The organism is Leptolyngbya sp. UWPOB_LEPTO1 (assembly GCF_017302695.1).
GTDB classification, from domain to species: Bacteria; Cyanobacteriota; Cyanobacteriia; order Leptolyngbyales; family Leptolyngbyaceae; genus Leptolyngbya; species Leptolyngbya boryana.
Map to the genome: position 1 here is coordinate 143,636 of NZ_JAFLCJ010000011.1, position 14,866 is coordinate 158,501.

General features: G+C 46.8%; 20 protein-coding genes. 12 read left to right on the forward strand and 8 right to left on the reverse strand.

The features are described 5' to 3' along the window. Window positions 1-19: 19 nt before the first annotated feature. From J0L70_RS17605 to J0L70_RS17615, 3 genes are all read right to left on the reverse strand, one after another. Window positions 20-1,234, reverse strand: a complete 1,215-nt coding sequence (locus J0L70_RS17605) for a lipid-A-disaccharide synthase-related protein (RefSeq protein WP_287455385.1) — start codon at window positions 1,232-1,234, stop codon at window positions 20-22. A gap of 25 nt (window positions 1,235-1,259) precedes the next feature. Further along, window positions 1,260-1,709 (reverse strand): salt stress protein, Slr1339 family, encoded by a 450-nt coding sequence (locus J0L70_RS17610; protein ID WP_287455386.1) that lies wholly within the window; start codon window positions 1,707-1,709, stop codon window positions 1,260-1,262. Window positions 1,710-1,816: 107 nt separating this feature from the next. Next, window positions 1,817-2,839: a LysR family transcriptional regulator gene (locus J0L70_RS17615; protein WP_017286960.1), complete on the reverse strand. Its 1,023-nt coding sequence runs from the start codon at window positions 2,837-2,839 to the stop codon at window positions 1,817-1,819. A gap of 210 nt (window positions 2,840-3,049) precedes the next feature. On the opposite strand from J0L70_RS17615, the gene J0L70_RS17620 reads away from it, so the two are divergent. The 10 genes from J0L70_RS17620 to J0L70_RS17665 all read left to right on the forward strand — a co-directional run bounded on the left by J0L70_RS17620 (window position 3,050) and on the right by J0L70_RS17665 (window position 10,042). Then, window positions 3,050-3,802 carry a hypothetical protein gene (locus J0L70_RS17620; RefSeq protein WP_287455387.1) on the forward strand — a complete coding sequence of 251 codons (753 nt, stop codon included), beginning with the start codon at window positions 3,050-3,052 and terminating at the stop codon, window positions 3,800-3,802. Between the two features lie 7 nt (window positions 3,803-3,809). After that, entirely contained in the window at window positions 3,810-4,295 is a 486-nt protein-coding gene (locus J0L70_RS17625) for a 2Fe-2S iron-sulfur cluster-binding protein (protein WP_017286958.1), read from the forward strand. Window positions 4,296-4,355: 60 nt separating this feature from the next. Then, the gene (locus tag J0L70_RS17630; protein ID WP_190647455.1) at window positions 4,356-4,829 is read left to right on the forward strand and encodes a bilin-binding protein; all 474 of its coding nucleotides are present in this window, start codon (window positions 4,356-4,358) and stop codon (window positions 4,827-4,829) included. 85 nt (window positions 4,830-4,914) lie between these two features. Further along, window positions 4,915-5,595: a V4R domain-containing protein gene (locus J0L70_RS17635; protein WP_017286956.1), complete on the forward strand. Its 681-nt coding sequence runs from the start codon at window positions 4,915-4,917 to the stop codon at window positions 5,593-5,595. Then, window positions 5,592-5,906 (forward strand): hypothetical protein, encoded by a 315-nt coding sequence (locus tag J0L70_RS17640; protein ID WP_190647457.1) that lies wholly within the window; start codon window positions 5,592-5,594, stop codon window positions 5,904-5,906. The genes J0L70_RS17635 and J0L70_RS17640 overlap by 4 nt, the downstream gene beginning before the upstream one ends. A 13-nt stretch (window positions 5,907-5,919) precedes the next feature. Further along, window positions 5,920-6,417 carry a bilin-binding protein gene (locus J0L70_RS17645; protein ID WP_287455388.1) on the forward strand — a complete coding sequence of 166 codons (498 nt, stop codon included), beginning with the start codon at window positions 5,920-5,922 and terminating at the stop codon, window positions 6,415-6,417. Next, a complete protein-coding gene (locus tag J0L70_RS17650; RefSeq protein ID WP_190647461.1) occupies window positions 6,417-7,073 on the forward strand; it encodes a V4R domain-containing protein in 657 nt (218 codons plus the stop codon). The genes J0L70_RS17645 and J0L70_RS17650 overlap by 1 nt, the downstream gene beginning before the upstream one ends. A gap of 6 nt (window positions 7,074-7,079) precedes the next feature. Further along, window positions 7,080-8,906 carry a serine/threonine-protein kinase gene (locus J0L70_RS17655; RefSeq protein WP_287455389.1) on the forward strand — a complete coding sequence of 609 codons (1,827 nt, stop codon included), beginning with the start codon at window positions 7,080-7,082 and terminating at the stop codon, window positions 8,904-8,906. Between the two features lie 29 nt (window positions 8,907-8,935). Then, window positions 8,936-9,643 (forward strand): NnrU family protein, encoded by a 708-nt coding sequence (locus tag J0L70_RS17660; RefSeq protein WP_287455390.1) that lies wholly within the window; start codon window positions 8,936-8,938, stop codon window positions 9,641-9,643. Window positions 9,644-9,694: 51 nt separating this feature from the next. Beyond that, window positions 9,695-10,042: a thioredoxin family protein gene (locus tag J0L70_RS17665; RefSeq protein WP_017286950.1), complete on the forward strand. Its 348-nt coding sequence runs from the start codon at window positions 9,695-9,697 to the stop codon at window positions 10,040-10,042. A gap of 70 nt (window positions 10,043-10,112) precedes the next feature. Here the strand turns inward: J0L70_RS17665 and J0L70_RS17670 are convergent, their stop codons facing one another. Next, complete coding sequence (locus J0L70_RS17670) at window positions 10,113-10,499, reverse strand: hypothetical protein (protein WP_017286949.1); 387 nt, start codon at window positions 10,497-10,499, stop codon at window positions 10,113-10,115. A 101-nt stretch (window positions 10,500-10,600) separates the two neighbouring features. Between J0L70_RS17670 and trxA the strand changes: the two genes are divergently transcribed. Together trxA and J0L70_RS17680 are read left to right on the forward strand one after the other, a co-directional pair. Further along, window positions 10,601-10,933 carry a thioredoxin gene (gene trxA / locus J0L70_RS17675; RefSeq protein ID WP_017286948.1) on the forward strand — a complete coding sequence of 111 codons (333 nt, stop codon included), beginning with the start codon at window positions 10,601-10,603 and terminating at the stop codon, window positions 10,931-10,933. A gap of 14 nt (window positions 10,934-10,947) precedes the next feature. Further along, entirely contained in the window at window positions 10,948-12,117 is a 1,170-nt protein-coding gene (locus J0L70_RS17680; RefSeq protein WP_287455391.1) for an LL-diaminopimelate aminotransferase, read from the forward strand. 108 nt (window positions 12,118-12,225) lie between these two features. Here J0L70_RS17680 and J0L70_RS17685 read toward each other — a convergent pair whose 3' ends face one another. The 4 genes from J0L70_RS17685 to J0L70_RS17700 form a co-directional block, all read right to left on the reverse strand. Further along, window positions 12,226-12,432 (reverse strand): hypothetical protein, encoded by a 207-nt coding sequence (locus J0L70_RS17685; RefSeq protein WP_287455392.1) that lies wholly within the window; start codon window positions 12,430-12,432, stop codon window positions 12,226-12,228. Window positions 12,433-12,436: 4 nt separating this feature from the next. Beyond that, window positions 12,437-12,814: a GIY-YIG nuclease family protein gene (locus J0L70_RS17690; RefSeq protein WP_287455393.1), complete on the reverse strand. Its 378-nt coding sequence runs from the start codon at window positions 12,812-12,814 to the stop codon at window positions 12,437-12,439. A 232-nt stretch (window positions 12,815-13,046) separates the two neighbouring features. Beyond that, a complete protein-coding gene (locus tag J0L70_RS17695; RefSeq protein ID WP_287455394.1) occupies window positions 13,047-13,838 on the reverse strand; it encodes a Swt1 family HEPN domain-containing protein in 792 nt (263 codons plus the stop codon). A 302-nt stretch (window positions 13,839-14,140) separates the two neighbouring features. Then, window positions 14,141-14,824 carry a response regulator transcription factor gene (locus J0L70_RS17700; protein ID WP_287455395.1) on the reverse strand — a complete coding sequence of 228 codons (684 nt, stop codon included), beginning with the start codon at window positions 14,822-14,824 and terminating at the stop codon, window positions 14,141-14,143. Window positions 14,825-14,866: the final 42 nt, after the last annotated feature.

The window sequence follows — 14,866 nt, forward strand, 5'->3', positions numbered from 1 at the left end:
CTGCCGAAGTGTACAAAATCTAGCAGGTTTTCAAGATTTCGAGGAGACGATCGCTAATTCGATCCGCTGCACCCGGTTCTCCCATACGTCGATGCCCATTGTCGGCGATCATTTGAATGCGATCGGGATTTTCTAACAGCGATCGCACTGCATTCCCCATTTGCGAGGGTTGCTCAACCAAGGTAACGGAGGCACCTAGCAATCGAGTTTGCGCTTCAGCAAAAGCGGGCGTAAATTGTGGACCTTCTCCCGGCATGATGAATGCAGGCTTTCCAAGTCCAATAAATTGTTCAGTCGCCGTTCCCGCCATCGCGATCGCAAGTTCACTGCGCTGAATACATTCTGCAAATCGCCCTGGCATTAACTGGAGTGTGGCTTGTTTCTCGCCGTATCCATTGACGTAGATATTGGATTCTGTCGGAGTCCAGCGATAGCTCAGCAATAAATGATGCATCTGATCGAGATCGATTCCGGGCGCGATCGCGCTTAAAAATCGCATGGGACGTTGAAAATCGCCCATCATCGCATTGAGCGCGCGCAGCATTAATTCCCAATTGGCAAAACATTCAGGCGGGCGCGAACCGGGAATCAACGCGATCGTCAAACAGTCAGACTCTTTTACACCCGACCACTCTAAGCCATCCATCATTGGATTGCCTAAATCAAACGCTGGCACATGAAAGCGCTTGAGAACTTGAGCTGTTAAGCGATCGCGCGGAAAAACAGCCTTACACTGCGGGCGTTTCATTAACCAACGATCCCAAGGTTGAAAAATACATCCCGTGGAACGTTCTAATCGATCGTCCCACCAGGATTTTCGAGGAATAAAGCCATTCTCATCGCGCAAGTAATACTCAGATTTTGCGGTCGCAACAAAGGCAAACGGCAAGCCACTTGTCCAGGCAAATAGCATCGGCACAATATCGCCAACGGCTAAAACCATCCCGCCTGATTTTGCCCAGGTATGAATCGCTTTAATTTGTTCAAGTGTTAATTTTACTAATCCCCCTTGTATGTCTCTCACGAGCTGTTTGTTATCCATATAAATAAATCCACCGGATGGCATAACTTTCACGGTGCCAATCACTGGAATATCTGCTTTTTGATATGCATGGCCTTCGCCTACGATCGGTAAAGCTTCGATCGTCACATCTGATTTCTGCTGTAAAGCTTGAAGAATCCGAATGGCGATCGTATCTTCTCCGTGACCATTACTTAAGCACAATAAACGCATAGTCGCTCCAAAACAGTAAAAATCCTCAATCCGAAGACGGGGTAATGTCTTGCAGAGCTTCTAAATAATCGATCGCGGCTTCTAGGCGAGACGAATAGTGACAAGCAAATTCCTCAAACCAGCGCCCTTCTGATGATTTTGGCTGAAGAGATTTTAGCCATTGTTCAGCTTGTGCAGCTAATTCAGCGCGGCGTTGCTGTTTGAGTTGCTCACGACGCTGCTGTTTTTGTTGTCGATCTAACTCGACCTGTCGTGCCACTTCTGCCTGCTGTTGTAAGTTTTCTGTTTTGATCTCCTCGACTAACGGCTGAGGAGGTGCAGTAGACCGCGCGGTTCGAGTCTCAAACACGTCAATCTGAGACAAAAGATCCTCGATCGATCGAGTTGAGAAATTGGCAGCAGGTGGAGAGGGTCTTGAAGCAGGGGGAGGTGGAGAGGGATGGAGACTTGCCAACAACTGATCGATTTCGTCCATAGTCGTGAGGGTGCAGAATTTCATCAAAGCTCAACTAAATTCTAGTCCAGCCCAAACCTGCGATCGACAAGCTGTTGAGACAAACCCCATCGCAATGCCGCCAGACTTTATTCCAACTCCGAAATCGCTCGATTACTCGCTGCTTGAAGCATTGCCTTTAAACTCTGGGTTTCTGGAAAAGCTGGAGTCGGACGCTCAAACTCGATCGGCTGATTTGTAAACTTCGGCAGTATCTCTCGACAGAACGCATCCGCTGCTTTTGATCGATAGCGAGTCGGATTAATAATCACTGAAAGAGTCCGCTTCACCACGACATCATCGATCTTAGCGCGATGCAACATCCCCATCTGCAATTCTTTCTCGATCGCGCTAATCGACACAAAAGAAGCTCCTAGCCCAGACTGAACAGCATTCTTAATCGCCTCGATCGAATTGAGTTCCATCTCGATCTTTAATCGGCGTGTCTCAATCCCACAACGCCCCAACACCTGATCAATGACTTTCCGAATCGTCGATTGCGAATCCAGGGCAATAAACTGCAATCGATATAAATCATCTTTTTGAATCGTCTCTAACCTTGCCAATGCATGATTGGGAGGTAAAATTAGCGCGAGTTCATCCTCAGCATAGGGAATAATCTCCAATGAATCTTGAAGTTCTGGAGAAATTTCACCGCCAATAATCGCCAAATCAATTTGACCATTGGCAACACTCCAGGAAGTTCTGCGGGTAGAATGCACATGCAACTGAACCGCAACATCTGGATATTGCTGACGAAACAGACCAATCATTCTGGGCAGCAGATAGGTTCCCGTTGTCTGACTTGCTCCGATAATCAGAGTGCCACCCTGGAGATTTTGCAAATCCTCGATCGCCCGGCACGTTTCCTGACACAGCGTTAGGATTTTCTCGCCATAATTTAACAGTAGATGTCCTGCCTCCGTTAACTGCGCCCGTCGCCCACCCCGATCAAATAAGGGCACATCCAACTGCCGTTCTAGATTCTGGACTTGCAAACTAACGGCAGGCTGAGACACATACAGACTATCAGCGGCCCGTTTAAAGCTACCCTCAGACGCGATCGCTCTTAGGATACGTAATTGATCAAGGGTGAAAGGAAGGTCAGACATACGGCTAAGCCTAAAGTTGTGGGGAGCTTAAAGCGAGTAAGAAATCAAATTTAGCAAACTGTGAGTGCGTTCACTCTAAACTGGGAAGCAAGACCGGAAATGCAAAAAATTGTAAACTTATCCTGAAGTCCGTTGCGTTATCGCACAAATTACATCTCCCTAAAAAATAGATGTGGCAAGTATTGTACAGAACGATGAGTAGATCAGCTTATGAACCAGGAAGTTATACGGGACTTTCTGAATGTACCAGGAATCGTGGGGATCGCCCTACTAAGTGGACACTCTGAGCCAGTTTTTTATACGCACCACCCTGCTTTTGCCGAAGGAAATAAATCTGATTTGCTCCAGAGTATCTTGCAACTCGTGGCAACGATTCCGCCGGAGTATGATGGGTTCGCGTTTCACTTCGCTGAGTACCAGATTGCACTCCATCGATTGCACTCTGATCTGCTTGCCTTAGTGATTAAAAACGATACTTTAAATTCTGAACAATTTATTTCTGCTTTTACGGTGCTGCGCTCCGCGATCGCGACGAACCCGACATTGGAGATCGTAACCAATTCGACATTAGAGATCGCGACGAATCCGACAGTCGAAACTGACAATCTTCCGCCGCTTCCGTCTCCTGCCCAGCTGAAACTCAAGGATGTCATGCAGGTCATGAACGAGTTGAGTGAGTTTACCCAACGATTTTTAGGCATCGCCGTCATTGCGAACTACTGGAAATCAAGCCGTCTAGACGATGTATGGTTCCAGCAATTTCAGATTGAGCGATCGGGGCAAATCATCTTTTTAGGGGAACCCTCAAGCCTAGAACAGTCTGTAACTGCTCAAGACCTCGAATTGTTGCGACGTTGGATAGCCCGCTTTATTCAACGCTGTTCGCAAGCTGTGCGAGGTTATGCCGCTTTGGTCGAGCAACAAGCGCTTACCGACTTGCAAAAAGCCCTCCTCTTGCCCTAAAAAAATCATGGTAAAAACTGTCCGCCTCGAACCGATCGCACAAGAGAGCGCGGTCGAAACAATGGGGAATCTCCTCTCGGTTCTAATCAACAAAGATCTAGATGTTCTCAAAGAATGCGGCGGTCGCGGCATGTGTGCGACCTGTCATGTCTATGTCAAATCAGGCATGGACGCTTTGACGCCCACAAATCGGCGAGAGCAACGCACATTAGAAGTGATTACATCGTGCAAGACAAACTCGCGATTAGCATGTCAGGCAAGAGTCATCGGCAGTGGAGTCGTCGTCGAACTGCCCCCAGGGATGTATATCAATTCGATCAAAGACATCGAAGCGCTGATTGGGCGCAGAGCAGAACAAGATTTGCTGCATCCTCTGACCGGGCAAGTTTTGGTTGAAGCTGGCAAATTAATCACGCGATCGATGATGAAAAAGATCGAAGATACGACCACCTTCAATATGTCGAATTATTTCTCAAACTCCTCTGAAGTGTGAGTCTCTTAACCCAATCGGGAACGCTGCATACAAATGTAATTGCTGTAATTGCGACCCCCTATGCTGAGCCAAATCCAACGGTTAAGTCAAACAACCGAAGGACGTTACGCGACCGATGAGGAGCTTCGTTTTTTGGCGGAGTATGCTCGATCGTTTGAATTGCGCGTCCAAACCTATCAAAAATTACAAGCGAGCGAAGCTGCGATTGTTCAACAAGTCCTCGCCAAAATGAGAGCGATCGATCCAACCTTACTCCGCAATGGGAGCGAGGACGTCACAGCGAAATGGAAGCGCGACACTTTAAGAGTTTTGCGCTATTCTGCCGTCGCAATGCTGTTGGATGATTCAGAAACGTTGAGAGAACGATTTCTATTTTGGTTTCAGACCATTATGCGTGCCTTCAACGCTCAAAAATCCTGTGGCGTGACTTATACCGTGATGCAAGAAGTGGTCAAACAAGTGCTCACCCCGAGTGAAGCCAATTTGATCCTGCCGATTCTGGAAGTGAATCGTCGAATGCTTGGAACCGTCTAATTTCAGAGCTTGTTCTGGGCACACTGACCACTATCAGCGCAACCTGTTGTTGCTTCCTTTTTGTCCTTCCACCCTTGTCGCGACTATGGCGTTCTCCCTTGCTCACCAAACTCCCTCAAAACTCAAAAATCCCAAAAAGCACAACCATTATGGTTTCAAGGATTTTTTCCAGTTCGACCCCGATCAGGGCACGATCGTGGATTGGAATAATAGTCAGAACGTTCTGACGACTGAAGACTTTATCATTGGCTTAGTCGAAGGGCTAGAAGAAGAAGTCGGAGATGCCTCAGCCGCAACCATGTACACAATCGGGTGTGAGTGGGGGCAAAAAGACGCTTTCTTTTTCGAGAAGTGGTTTGAGAAAGAATACGATCGCTCGATTCGTCAGACGAATTTGATGTTTTTGCTCGAAACTTGGTGGTGGCCTTTCACGGCGCAAGGTTGGGGACGTTGGGAAGTCGATTTGGGCGATCGCAAACAAGGGTTTATGTTCATCAATGTCTTTGATTCGGCAGTTGCGAGAACCTTGGGCGATGTTGGGAAACCCGTCTGCTTTTTGTATGCAGGGTTATTCTCAGGTTTCTTCACGGAACTCGTCAAAAAGCAACTCAGCTGTATTGAGATTCAATGCTATTCGATGGGTGAGACTTACTGTAAATTCTTGCTCGGTGGGCAAGAGCGAATCGATGCGGCATCGTTCTGGCTGAATGAAGGTGCAACCGCAAGAGACATCGAAAAACGGTTACGTTCGGGAGAGTTGAAATGATTTCGTCACTCGCTCCCCAAGATACTCAGAATTGGCTACAGTCCTCCGTTCATTCTTTTTTCACGACTTGTAATTGGGAAAATCAAGCGCAGTATTCGACGGCTGAAGAAGTCGCGATGTTGGAGCAAGCCGTCGCGCCTGAAGTGCTGACCGAACTCTCGTTTGAGCTAAAAGTGAAGCAATTTTTTGCCGCAATGCGTTGGGATGGGACGCCAGCGGTCACGATGGCAGTGGCTCCTGAACCGGAAAGCTTATCTGATGAACTAACTGAGAGTAAGTTTACTCTGACTGATTTCTCTAACCTCTTCTAACTTCTCTAAAACGATGATGCAATCTCCTCTTGAAGGCGTATTTGACGAAGCCGAGAACCGCTATCTCAAACCCGAAGAATTACAAGTGATCGGGCAATATGTTGCTTCGATTTCAGAGCGCATGAGTGCATACCGTGCCCTCCGCGATCACGAAATTGATCTAGTTCAGCGTGCCGCTGATGAACTGCAACTCGAACTGCCGAGCATTGAGACAACCGCTTTGGAGCGCACGATCAAATATGGCATGTTAATCCTGCGTCAATGTGCCATGGGAATGTTGCTCAATGATGCCGAATATGTACAAAATCGCTTGCTGAGTTGGCTCAAGGATGCGATCTCATTGCATCAAGACCAAAAAATCAATGCTGTCTTCTTCCGATTGATACAGCAACAGCTTCGGTTCTCTCTCAATGCTCAGCAAGTTGCGCTGTTAGAACCTTTTCTGAGTCTTGTTGACCCTGTTATTCCAGCCCAAGAAGAAGAAATGCTCACTGTTGCAGGTATTTTCTAATGATTTCTGTTCGCGATTTATTAATTCACGATCGTCTTCCCGCAAACTATTACGCGAGCGATGTCTATGTGCGCGGCGATCTAGAAATGGGATTGCTCGAAAGTCGTCGGGGCGATCGCTTACTCGCACTTCCCGAGACTTTGATCCAAGCCATCTACTCGGGTTTGGCAAAGGAAACAGGACAAGCTTCTCGCCTAGTGTTGTTTAATTGCGGACGCTGGTGGGGAAAAAATTTCTTCAATCGCTTTCGAGATGAGGTGAGCGAGTACTACGAAACTCCGCTCGTCGATATGCAGATGGCGGATTTTCTTCAGGCATTGAAGCAATGCTGGATTACTTACGGACTGGGTCAGTTGAGTTTAGATCAGACCTATCACGATCGTGGGTTTCTGATTGTTGAAACTCAACATTCGCCTTTTGCAAGACTTGCAACCGAGGCTGAAGTGCCGTCGTGTTTTCTAGAAGCTGGCGTTTTGGCATCGGTTTTTAGTCAGCTGGCAGGGCGGGATTTACATTGTGTGCAGACTCAATGTGAATCGCTCGGAGCAGCAAGCAATCTCTTTATTATCGGTCTGCAAAAACGCCTAGAAGTGGCTGAAGCATTAGTCGATAAGCAACTCGACCACGAATCAATTTTGCCTCGTTTATTTGTCTAGCTTGGGATGAGTCGCGCGGATGTGTTGAGGTTACAGGAAGTCAAGCGATCGAACTATCGAATTTTAGGCTTGATTGGGCGGGGACAGTTTGGACGAGTGTATTGTGCAATGCACCGTCAAACTGGAAAGTTAGTCGCGCTCAAAGCCCTCGATTTGACTGGCTCTCCAACGAGCCAGTTTTTAAGAGAATTGAAGTTCTTAGTGACGCTTGAACATCCAAATATTGTTGCCTGTGAAGCGATCGAGCATTGGCAGGGAAAGCGCTGCCTCGTGATGGAGTATTGCGAGGGTGGAACGCTGCGGCAATTGATGGAAAATCATCATCGGTTAGATCCAGTCCTCAGTGTCAAACTGGTGTGTGATGTGCTTGCCGGGTTAGAACATGCGAGTCTTCAAGGCATTGTGCATTGTGACATTAAGCCTGAGAATATTTTGCTGAGTGTGGATGCTTCAGGTTGGAGTGCAAAAATCTCTGATTTTGGAATTTCACGCTTGAGTCACGACCTGACTCGTGAACCTGCAAATTTAACAGGATCACCTGCTTATATGGCTCCGGAGCGGTTCTATGGGCAGTACTCTCACTCAACGGATCTCTATGCAGTTGGTGTTTTGCTGTATGAATTGTTAGTTGGGCATCGCCCGTTTTCAGGCGCACCGCCTGACTTAATGGTGGCGCATCTCAATCAAGCTGTGAATATTCCCGCGCATATTCCGACACGGCTACAGACGGTAATTTTAACGGCACTTCAGAAGTTAAAAGCAAGACGGTATCAGTCTGCAACCCAAATGCTTGAGGCGCTGCAAGGGGCGATACAAGATCGATCTCAACCGCAATTCGCCCCGCACAACTTTGCAACGGCGATCGCGGCTCCAAAATTTACCTTGCAAACTTTAAGACAAGAAGCTTTACTTGATCGGGTTGATCAACTTTCCGTAATTGAAGTCTTGCCTGAATGCGATCGCGATTTGTGCGAGTCGAGCTTGATCTTTTACAGCCAAGATCAAGCGATTTCCGCTCGATCGTATGCCAAGGGATTCTTTGATCGCCGTGCCGGAAAGATTCGGCGCAACGATGCCATTGCAGAACCCATTCAGGACTTAATCGTGCGATCGAGCGGATGTTTTGCGGTCACGGAGCGTTCAATTTATCGACTGTCAGACACGACTGCGCAGCGAGTGGCTCAATTTAATCACCCTTCTCGTATTGCGATCGACCCATCTGGCAAATGGATGGCTGTTGCAACACTCAACCAAAGCCAAGCTAAATTTTTCAGCATTTGGACATTACCACAGGCGCAGCTTGCCTGTCGTCCTGCACTTTGCGAACCGAGATCTGGCGAATTCATTGCGATCGCAGCCCTTCATACTCGACACATTGCACTCGTATCTAGAAAACTGGTATCTAGAGAACTCGGCTCCACCCGATTCGATTTCTTCAATCGACATGGAAAAGCGTTTGGGACGTTCAGCATTCCTCTACAAATTGAGCGAGTCTTTCCAACGAGGAAGGCTCATTTTCTAATTGCGATTGAAATAGGGTTTGAACGATCGCTTGTGTTGCTCCATCTCAAACCGTATCGCGTGATCCGAGTTGGAATTCTAATCACCCCAAAATTCGTCACTGCTTATCCTTGGGGAATTGTCGTGTGTGATGATCATCATTTAATTGCGCTCGACTACAATGGACAGCAAATTGGGCAGGCAGAACTTCCTGCGGGGATTTGCGCGATCGCGGCCCACGGAGAAACGGGCTTAGCCATTGCTACCTGGAATGCTGGACAAAGTACACTGTATACTTTGAATCTTGAAGTGATCCGCTCCGCAAGCTTGTAAGCTAGATCTGGTCTTCATTTCAGTTGGGTATGTCTTGGTTTACGTCGAGCCATTTGATAATGTTCGGTTGGTTGGTTGGATTTGCGATCGCGCATAGTGGGTTAGCTTCGTTGCGAATGATGGCAGAGCAGCGGATTGGAGCAAGATTTTACCGTGTGATTTTTGCGCTGGTGAGTTTAGGGATTGCCGTTCCGATGATGATTTACTTTTTTAATCATCGGTATGATGGGCTGCAACTCTGGAATGTGCAAGGCATTCCGGGCGTGAGTGAAGCCGTTTGGATCGGATCTGCGATTTCTTTTCTGTTTCTTTATCCCGCGACTTTTAATTTGTTAGAGATCGCAGCGATTCAAAAACCGCAAGTGCATTTATACGAAAGCGGAATAATTCGGATTTCGCGACATCCGCAAATGGTCGGACAAATCTTGTGGTGCATTACTCATACAGTATGGATAGGAACCAGTTTCATGGTTGTGACCTCGATCGGGTTAATTTTGCATCATTTATTTGGGGTGTGGAATGGCGATCGACGGTTAGCACTTCGGTATGGCGAAGCGTTTGAAGCCGTGAAAGCGAGAACCTCGATCGTTCCGTTTAGAGCGATTTTTTCGGGGAAGCAGAAACTGGATCTAAAAGAATTTTTACGTCCTGCATACCTCGGTGTGACTGCATTTACGCTATTGTTTTGGTGGCTTCATCCGATCGTCATTCGTGCATCTGGGAACGTACCCTGGTAGCATGATCCCAAGCGTTAGTAAAAAGCAAATAATTAATCATTCTGGAGAACTATGCAAGCAGGCATTAGCGAAGGGGCGTTTAAACAAGAAGTTCTTGAGTCTACGACACCTGTTCTTGTGCATTTCTGGGCACCCTGGTGTGGAATCTGTCGGTTGATTGAACCTTCGCTGAATTTGCTCCTGAAAGAATGGGGCACTCAGTTGAAATTAGTGGGTGTTAACGCAGACGAGAATTTGAAGCTCGCCAGTATGTATCGGATTACGACATTGCCGACGGTGCTTCTGTTTCAGGGCGGTCAGGTGCTATATCGGCTCGATTGCTATCAACGCCGTGAGGAGTTGAAGTCGATTCTCCAAGAAATTCTGGTTCCGGCAGCGAGCACGGCTCGGAAAATATAATTTTATTAGATAATATTTGCAAACGATCGTCTGGTTAGGCGATCGTTTTTTTTGTGAATCTGCGGCGAGTTCAAGCAGCTTTTGATTGCAGATATTGTTTCAGGCTCAATAACGTTGCGGTTTGTCCAAGATTGAGCGGAAGGAGAGAGATGCCTTCGATGCGCGATTGTACCCAGCCATCGCCCCACGCCCATTCGTGAAAGCCGTCAATGCCCTGGCTAAGCAGAAAGCGAACGCGATGAGGTTCACTCAATTCGACTTCGTGCTGGATCGTGACCAATCCGACTTGCCCTTTGAGTTTTACGCCAGGAGTCAGGGTTTCTGGATAGCCAATCGAGAAGCGCTCAAACCAGAGCCATTTTTGTAATTCGTTCACATCGGTCAACGCTTTAGTCAGCGTGGCTTCAGAAGCTTCGACTTCGATGCGGAGACTGCTCTGCTGAAAAGTACCAAACATAGACGATCGAGACTGAATGCGTGCTTTCTCACTGTAACGCTTTCCCAGAACGTAGCGAAGGGCTTTAAAATTGAAAAGGCAATTTGTTGGGAAATCTCATCATGAGTAGCGTTCTTGTAATTGGTGATTCGGAATTTGAAGCTGAGGTATTGAACGCCACTCAACCCGTTTTGGTTTATTTTTGGGCAGAGTGGTGCGGGCCTTGTCGGCTGATGGCTCCAGTAATTGAGACGATCGCGAAAGAATACGGCGATCGCTTAAAAGTGGTGAAAATGGAAGTCGATCCGAACCCCGAAAGCGTGAAAAAATTCAAAGTTGAAGGCGTTCCGGCGTTTCGCTTGATTCAGGATGGCGAAATGAAGCAATCGGCGGAAGGAGCAATGAACAAGCAGAAGATTGAGGAATTGCTGAACAAAGGATTAGTGACCGCTTAATTAAGGTTAGAAAAATGCAGTTTGCCAAACGCTTAGCCCCCCTGCAAATGAATGTTTTTGCAGATATGGATCGGGCAAAATCGAGAGCAAGAGCGGCGGGACGAGAGATTCTGGATCTGTCATTAGGATCTTCGGATTTGCCGACGGAGCCGCATGTGATTGAAGCGATCGCTCAGTCTCTCTATGATCCGTCTACCCATGGATATTTGCTCTTTCATGGGACAAAGGCATTTCGGCAAGCGGCGGCAGAGTGGTACACGAAGAAGTTTGGAGTCGCGGTTGATCCAGAAACTGAGGTTTTACCCCTCATCGGCTCCCAGGAAGGAACAGCCCATTTACCTTTGGCAATTTTGAATCCGGGTGATTTTGCGCTGCTGCTCGATCCAGGCTATCCCTCTCATGCAGGTGGGGTTTATTTGGCAAGTGGTCAGATTTATCCGATGCCGCTTTTGGCTGAGAATCAGTTTCTGCCTGTGTTCGAGGAGATTCCAGCAGAGGTTTTGGCGCAGTCTCGGATGATGGTGTTGAGCTATCCGCATAATCCAACGACTGCGATCGCGCCGTTGTCTTTCTTCCAAAAAGCGGTGCGATTCTGCCAAGAGCATGATCTGGTTTTGGTGCATGATTTTCCTTATGCAGATTTTTATCTGGGTAAGGAAACTATGCCTTCGGTGCTGCAAGCTGATCCAGATAAGACAGTTTCGATCGAGTTCTTTACTTTCTCGAAGTCTTACAAGATGGGCGGATTTCGGGTGGGATATGCGATCGGCAATTCAGAGTTAATTCTGGCGCTGCGACAAGTGAAAGCGGCGGTTGATTTTAATCAGTATCTTGGCATTTTGAATGGTGCAATTGCAGCGTTGCAAGGTGATCAAGCGGGGGTGCATCAAGCGGTTGAGATTTATCGGCATCGCCGGGATGTGTTTGTCGATCGCTTACATGAGATTGGGTGGCCTGTGCCGATGCCTGAAGCTGCAATGTATGTTTGGGCGAGGTTGCCGGAGCCTTGGGTAAAAGATTCGATCGACTTTGCGGTGAAGTTAGTTGAGGCGACGGGAGTTGCGGTTTCTCCAGGGGCGGGATTTGGCAAATCGGGAGAAGGGTATGTGCGGTTTGCGTTAGTGCATGAGCCGGAAATCTTGGTGAAAGCAGTCGATCGAATTGCGGGTTTTTTGCGACACTAGCAGCAGATTTAGTGCCAATAGGCGGAGGACTGAGAATAGAGCAGAAAGCATTTCGGGCTGTCTGCTGCATTTGAATTGTTAGACCACGCAAGCGTCAACCAAAATACGCTACTGACCGCGTCCTGGCTTACAATCTGCAAAACCCAACGCTTCTGAATCAAGAAAGCTTGCGATCGCCATTTCAACTACTGCTTCGATTGGATATTCAATTTCAGCAGCACGCGTTATGAGAGCGACACGAATTCGCTCCGGCAAGCGTCCTAAAATCACCTCTGCATCGGCGGGAGAAAGTCTCTCTTGAAGTTTGGCTTGCATGGCATCACCTTTCAGTCGGGATCTGGGCGTTGTAAGGGGGTTCGGTGGCTCTTAGAATTATGGCTTCTAGCTCCAATAGTAACGCTGGGTTTTCCCAATGAGAAATAACCTGTGCCGCAATCCGAACTTCCTCGTCATTGTATTTGTCAAGCCAAGCCCATAAAAAAGCTTTGTGCCCACCGCTAAAGCGACCCCGTAAACTCTTCGTTTTACCGACATAAAGCAACCCATCGTTTTTGTGCCGAATCGCATAAATACCGGGGCGTGCAGGAAGACTATTAAACTCACGGCTTAGTAGTTGGCACTGCTCAAAAGGAATAAAGGCGATCGCATCTAAAATTCTTCGGGCTTGAGCTTGCAACTCAAAGTCATTCGATGGCATAGAAATCAGAAATTTGACCGCACAAGATTATATCTCCCGATGTAATTAAAACTGCGAGAGTAATTGAAAATAGCTGTTTAGGACGCAGACAAGCCCCAACCGAAATTTAGCAGTCTAACGGTTCTGTTGAGGGGCTACTTATAGCTTTGGCAGCATATCAAGATTCTCAAGTAGCCCGCGCCCACAGCATTGTTAGGCTTTTTTCAATTAAAAATAATCAATGAGCAATTGTTCAGCTTCTTGGTGGCAAGACTTCATACTGAAACGTGACAGAGTCATCATAATCACCATTAGCATGAAACTCTCTTAAACTACGTACCCATAACATCACACCAAAATTTCTCCTAACATGGCTGTTTTCTATGGTTAGAGACAAAGCATTACTGTCTTGCCAATTAGGGTTGTGATGATACCCTGTTACAGTTAAAGCATACTGAAGATTATCACCTATGGGATCACTGGCTGTAATAATAAACTCGATAAAATCTCCTGGTCGTAATCTACAAAAATGATTACTCTGATTTGTCTGTCCATACGTCCATATATTTCCGAGGTTATCACGAGCACTTTCAATTCTTGGAAAGTAATCTTCACTAGTTTCCATTTTGCTTCTATACCGAATAAGACGTGTTCTAATTTCCCCAGCGATACCCAACGCAAGGTTTTTTTGGTGCGGTAAAAGTTCTCTTCTATGTGCATCTGGGTCGCGCAGTTTTTCCATTTCAGTCAACCAAACTTCCATCGTCTTCCAATCTCCGAAAACAGGAGAAAAATCTAACGGCCAGTGCTTTTTAAGTATCGTTTTAAGATCATAGAAGTCAGCATAGTAAATCAATCGCTCTTCTACTACTCCTGATACTTGTCGTTTCTCTTCAGTCCGCTTTCTTTCTCTCCAAGCCGTAATTCTCTGTTCTGATACTCCGCATTTTTCAGCCCAATCATCTCCAAAGCGCTTACTTAATACTGTTGCAATAAAATCACGTAATGAGTTTTCTGTATCTTTTAGTGCTTGAGTTAGATCCATATTTAGTAGGACGAAGCGACTGATTTTACTTTAAACCCTAACAAAGAGTTTGAAATCACTGATCTGCAGGAATGGTAGAGGTCTAACAGTTGTTTAGACTGACTCTTTCTGTCTAATTACTTAGAGTAGGACGTTAGACCGAAAATCGTCGGTCTAACATTCCTCTGGAGCGATTTAGGCTACTGAGAGTCGGTATCACATTAATCTAAATTGGGGAGTTAGATCAACTGTTTCTGCCTAATTCTGACTTTTGGAACATTAGATGTTTGCGAAGCCAGCCTAAGATATGTTCACTAGTGTTCCTAGATCTGTTTCAATCGGTATCCTACTCCGTGAACAGTTTCAATCAAATCCTCAGGTGCACCTGCATTTCTGAGCTTTTGACGCAAACTCTTGATATGGGATTTGACGGTTTCTTCAGTGGGTGGATCTTGAAGTGACCAAATTCGATCGATAATTCCTGAGCGGCTCAGCACCTTTCGTCCACTAGAGACAAGCAACTCTAACAATGCATACTCTTTCGGGGTGAGCGTCAGCGGTGCATTGGCATAATTTACTTCATACGTGCTTGAATCGATTTGTAAGTCGCCCCAGATCAGTTTCGGATTTGGGCTACTGGTTCCGCGCCGAAGTAAGGCACGAACTCGCGCCATCAGTTCCTCAATATCAAACGGCTTAACCATATAGTCATCTGCGCCTGCATCAAGCCCTAAGATCTTGTCGGCGATCGTATCTCGTGCGGTCAACATTAAGACCGGGGTCGTTCCATTCTCATTGAGTGCCCCGCGTAGACGTTTGCATAAGCTAATGCCATCTAATTTTGGCAAGGTGACATCTAAGACGATCAGGTCATATACCAAAGAATTTAGCCAATCCCAGGCAGACTCACCATCTTTCACAACATCTACTGAGTAAGCGCGATCGCTCAGAGTTTCGGTGAGAATCTCTGCTAAATGCTGGTCATCTTCAACGACTAAAATACGCATATCGACAGGAAAGCTTGCATGATCGTTACTGTAATCAATCTA

Bases quoted from the DNA above. Each gene is read 5' to 3' on its own strand.
- J0L70_RS17605 (WP_287455385.1), bottom strand. From the start codon at position 1,234: ATGCGTTTATTGTGCTTAAGTAATGGTCACGGAGAAGATACGATCGCC.
- J0L70_RS17610 (WP_287455386.1), bottom strand. From the start codon at position 1,709: ATGGACGAAATCGATCAGTTGTTGGCAAGTCTCCATCCCTCTCCACCT.
- J0L70_RS17615 (WP_017286960.1), bottom strand. From the start codon at position 2,839: ATGTCTGACCTTCCTTTCACCCTTGATCAATTACGTATCCTAAGAGCG.
- J0L70_RS17620 (WP_287455387.1), top strand. From the start codon at position 3,050: ATGAACCAGGAAGTTATACGGGACTTTCTGAATGTACCAGGAATCGTG.
- J0L70_RS17625 (WP_017286958.1), top strand. From the start codon at position 3,810: ATGGTAAAAACTGTCCGCCTCGAACCGATCGCACAAGAGAGCGCGGTC.
- J0L70_RS17630 (WP_190647455.1), top strand. From the start codon at position 4,356: ATGCTGAGCCAAATCCAACGGTTAAGTCAAACAACCGAAGGACGTTAC.
- J0L70_RS17635 (WP_017286956.1), top strand. From the start codon at position 4,915: ATGGCGTTCTCCCTTGCTCACCAAACTCCCTCAAAACTCAAAAATCCC.
- J0L70_RS17640 (WP_190647457.1), top strand. From the start codon at position 5,592: ATGATTTCGTCACTCGCTCCCCAAGATACTCAGAATTGGCTACAGTCC.
- J0L70_RS17645 (WP_287455388.1), top strand. From the start codon at position 5,920: ATGATGCAATCTCCTCTTGAAGGCGTATTTGACGAAGCCGAGAACCGC.
- J0L70_RS17650 (WP_190647461.1), top strand. From the start codon at position 6,417: ATGATTTCTGTTCGCGATTTATTAATTCACGATCGTCTTCCCGCAAAC.
- J0L70_RS17655 (WP_287455389.1), top strand. From the start codon at position 7,080: ATGAGTCGCGCGGATGTGTTGAGGTTACAGGAAGTCAAGCGATCGAAC.
- J0L70_RS17660 (WP_287455390.1), top strand. From the start codon at position 8,936: ATGTCTTGGTTTACGTCGAGCCATTTGATAATGTTCGGTTGGTTGGTT.
- J0L70_RS17665 (WP_017286950.1), top strand. From the start codon at position 9,695: ATGCAAGCAGGCATTAGCGAAGGGGCGTTTAAACAAGAAGTTCTTGAG.
- J0L70_RS17670 (WP_017286949.1), bottom strand. From the start codon at position 10,499: ATGTTTGGTACTTTTCAGCAGAGCAGTCTCCGCATCGAAGTCGAAGCT.
- trxA (WP_017286948.1), top strand. From the start codon at position 10,601: ATGAGTAGCGTTCTTGTAATTGGTGATTCGGAATTTGAAGCTGAGGTA.
- J0L70_RS17680 (WP_287455391.1), top strand. From the start codon at position 10,948: ATGCAGTTTGCCAAACGCTTAGCCCCCCTGCAAATGAATGTTTTTGCA.
- J0L70_RS17685 (WP_287455392.1), bottom strand. From the start codon at position 12,432: ATGCAAGCCAAACTTCAAGAGAGACTTTCTCCCGCCGATGCAGAGGTG.
- J0L70_RS17690 (WP_287455393.1), bottom strand. From the start codon at position 12,814: ATGCCATCGAATGACTTTGAGTTGCAAGCTCAAGCCCGAAGAATTTTA.
- J0L70_RS17695 (WP_287455394.1), bottom strand. From the start codon at position 13,838: ATGGATCTAACTCAAGCACTAAAAGATACAGAAAACTCATTACGTGAT.
- J0L70_RS17700 (WP_287455395.1), bottom strand. From the start codon at position 14,824: ATGCGTATTTTAGTCGTTGAAGATGACCAGCATTTAGCAGAGATTCTC.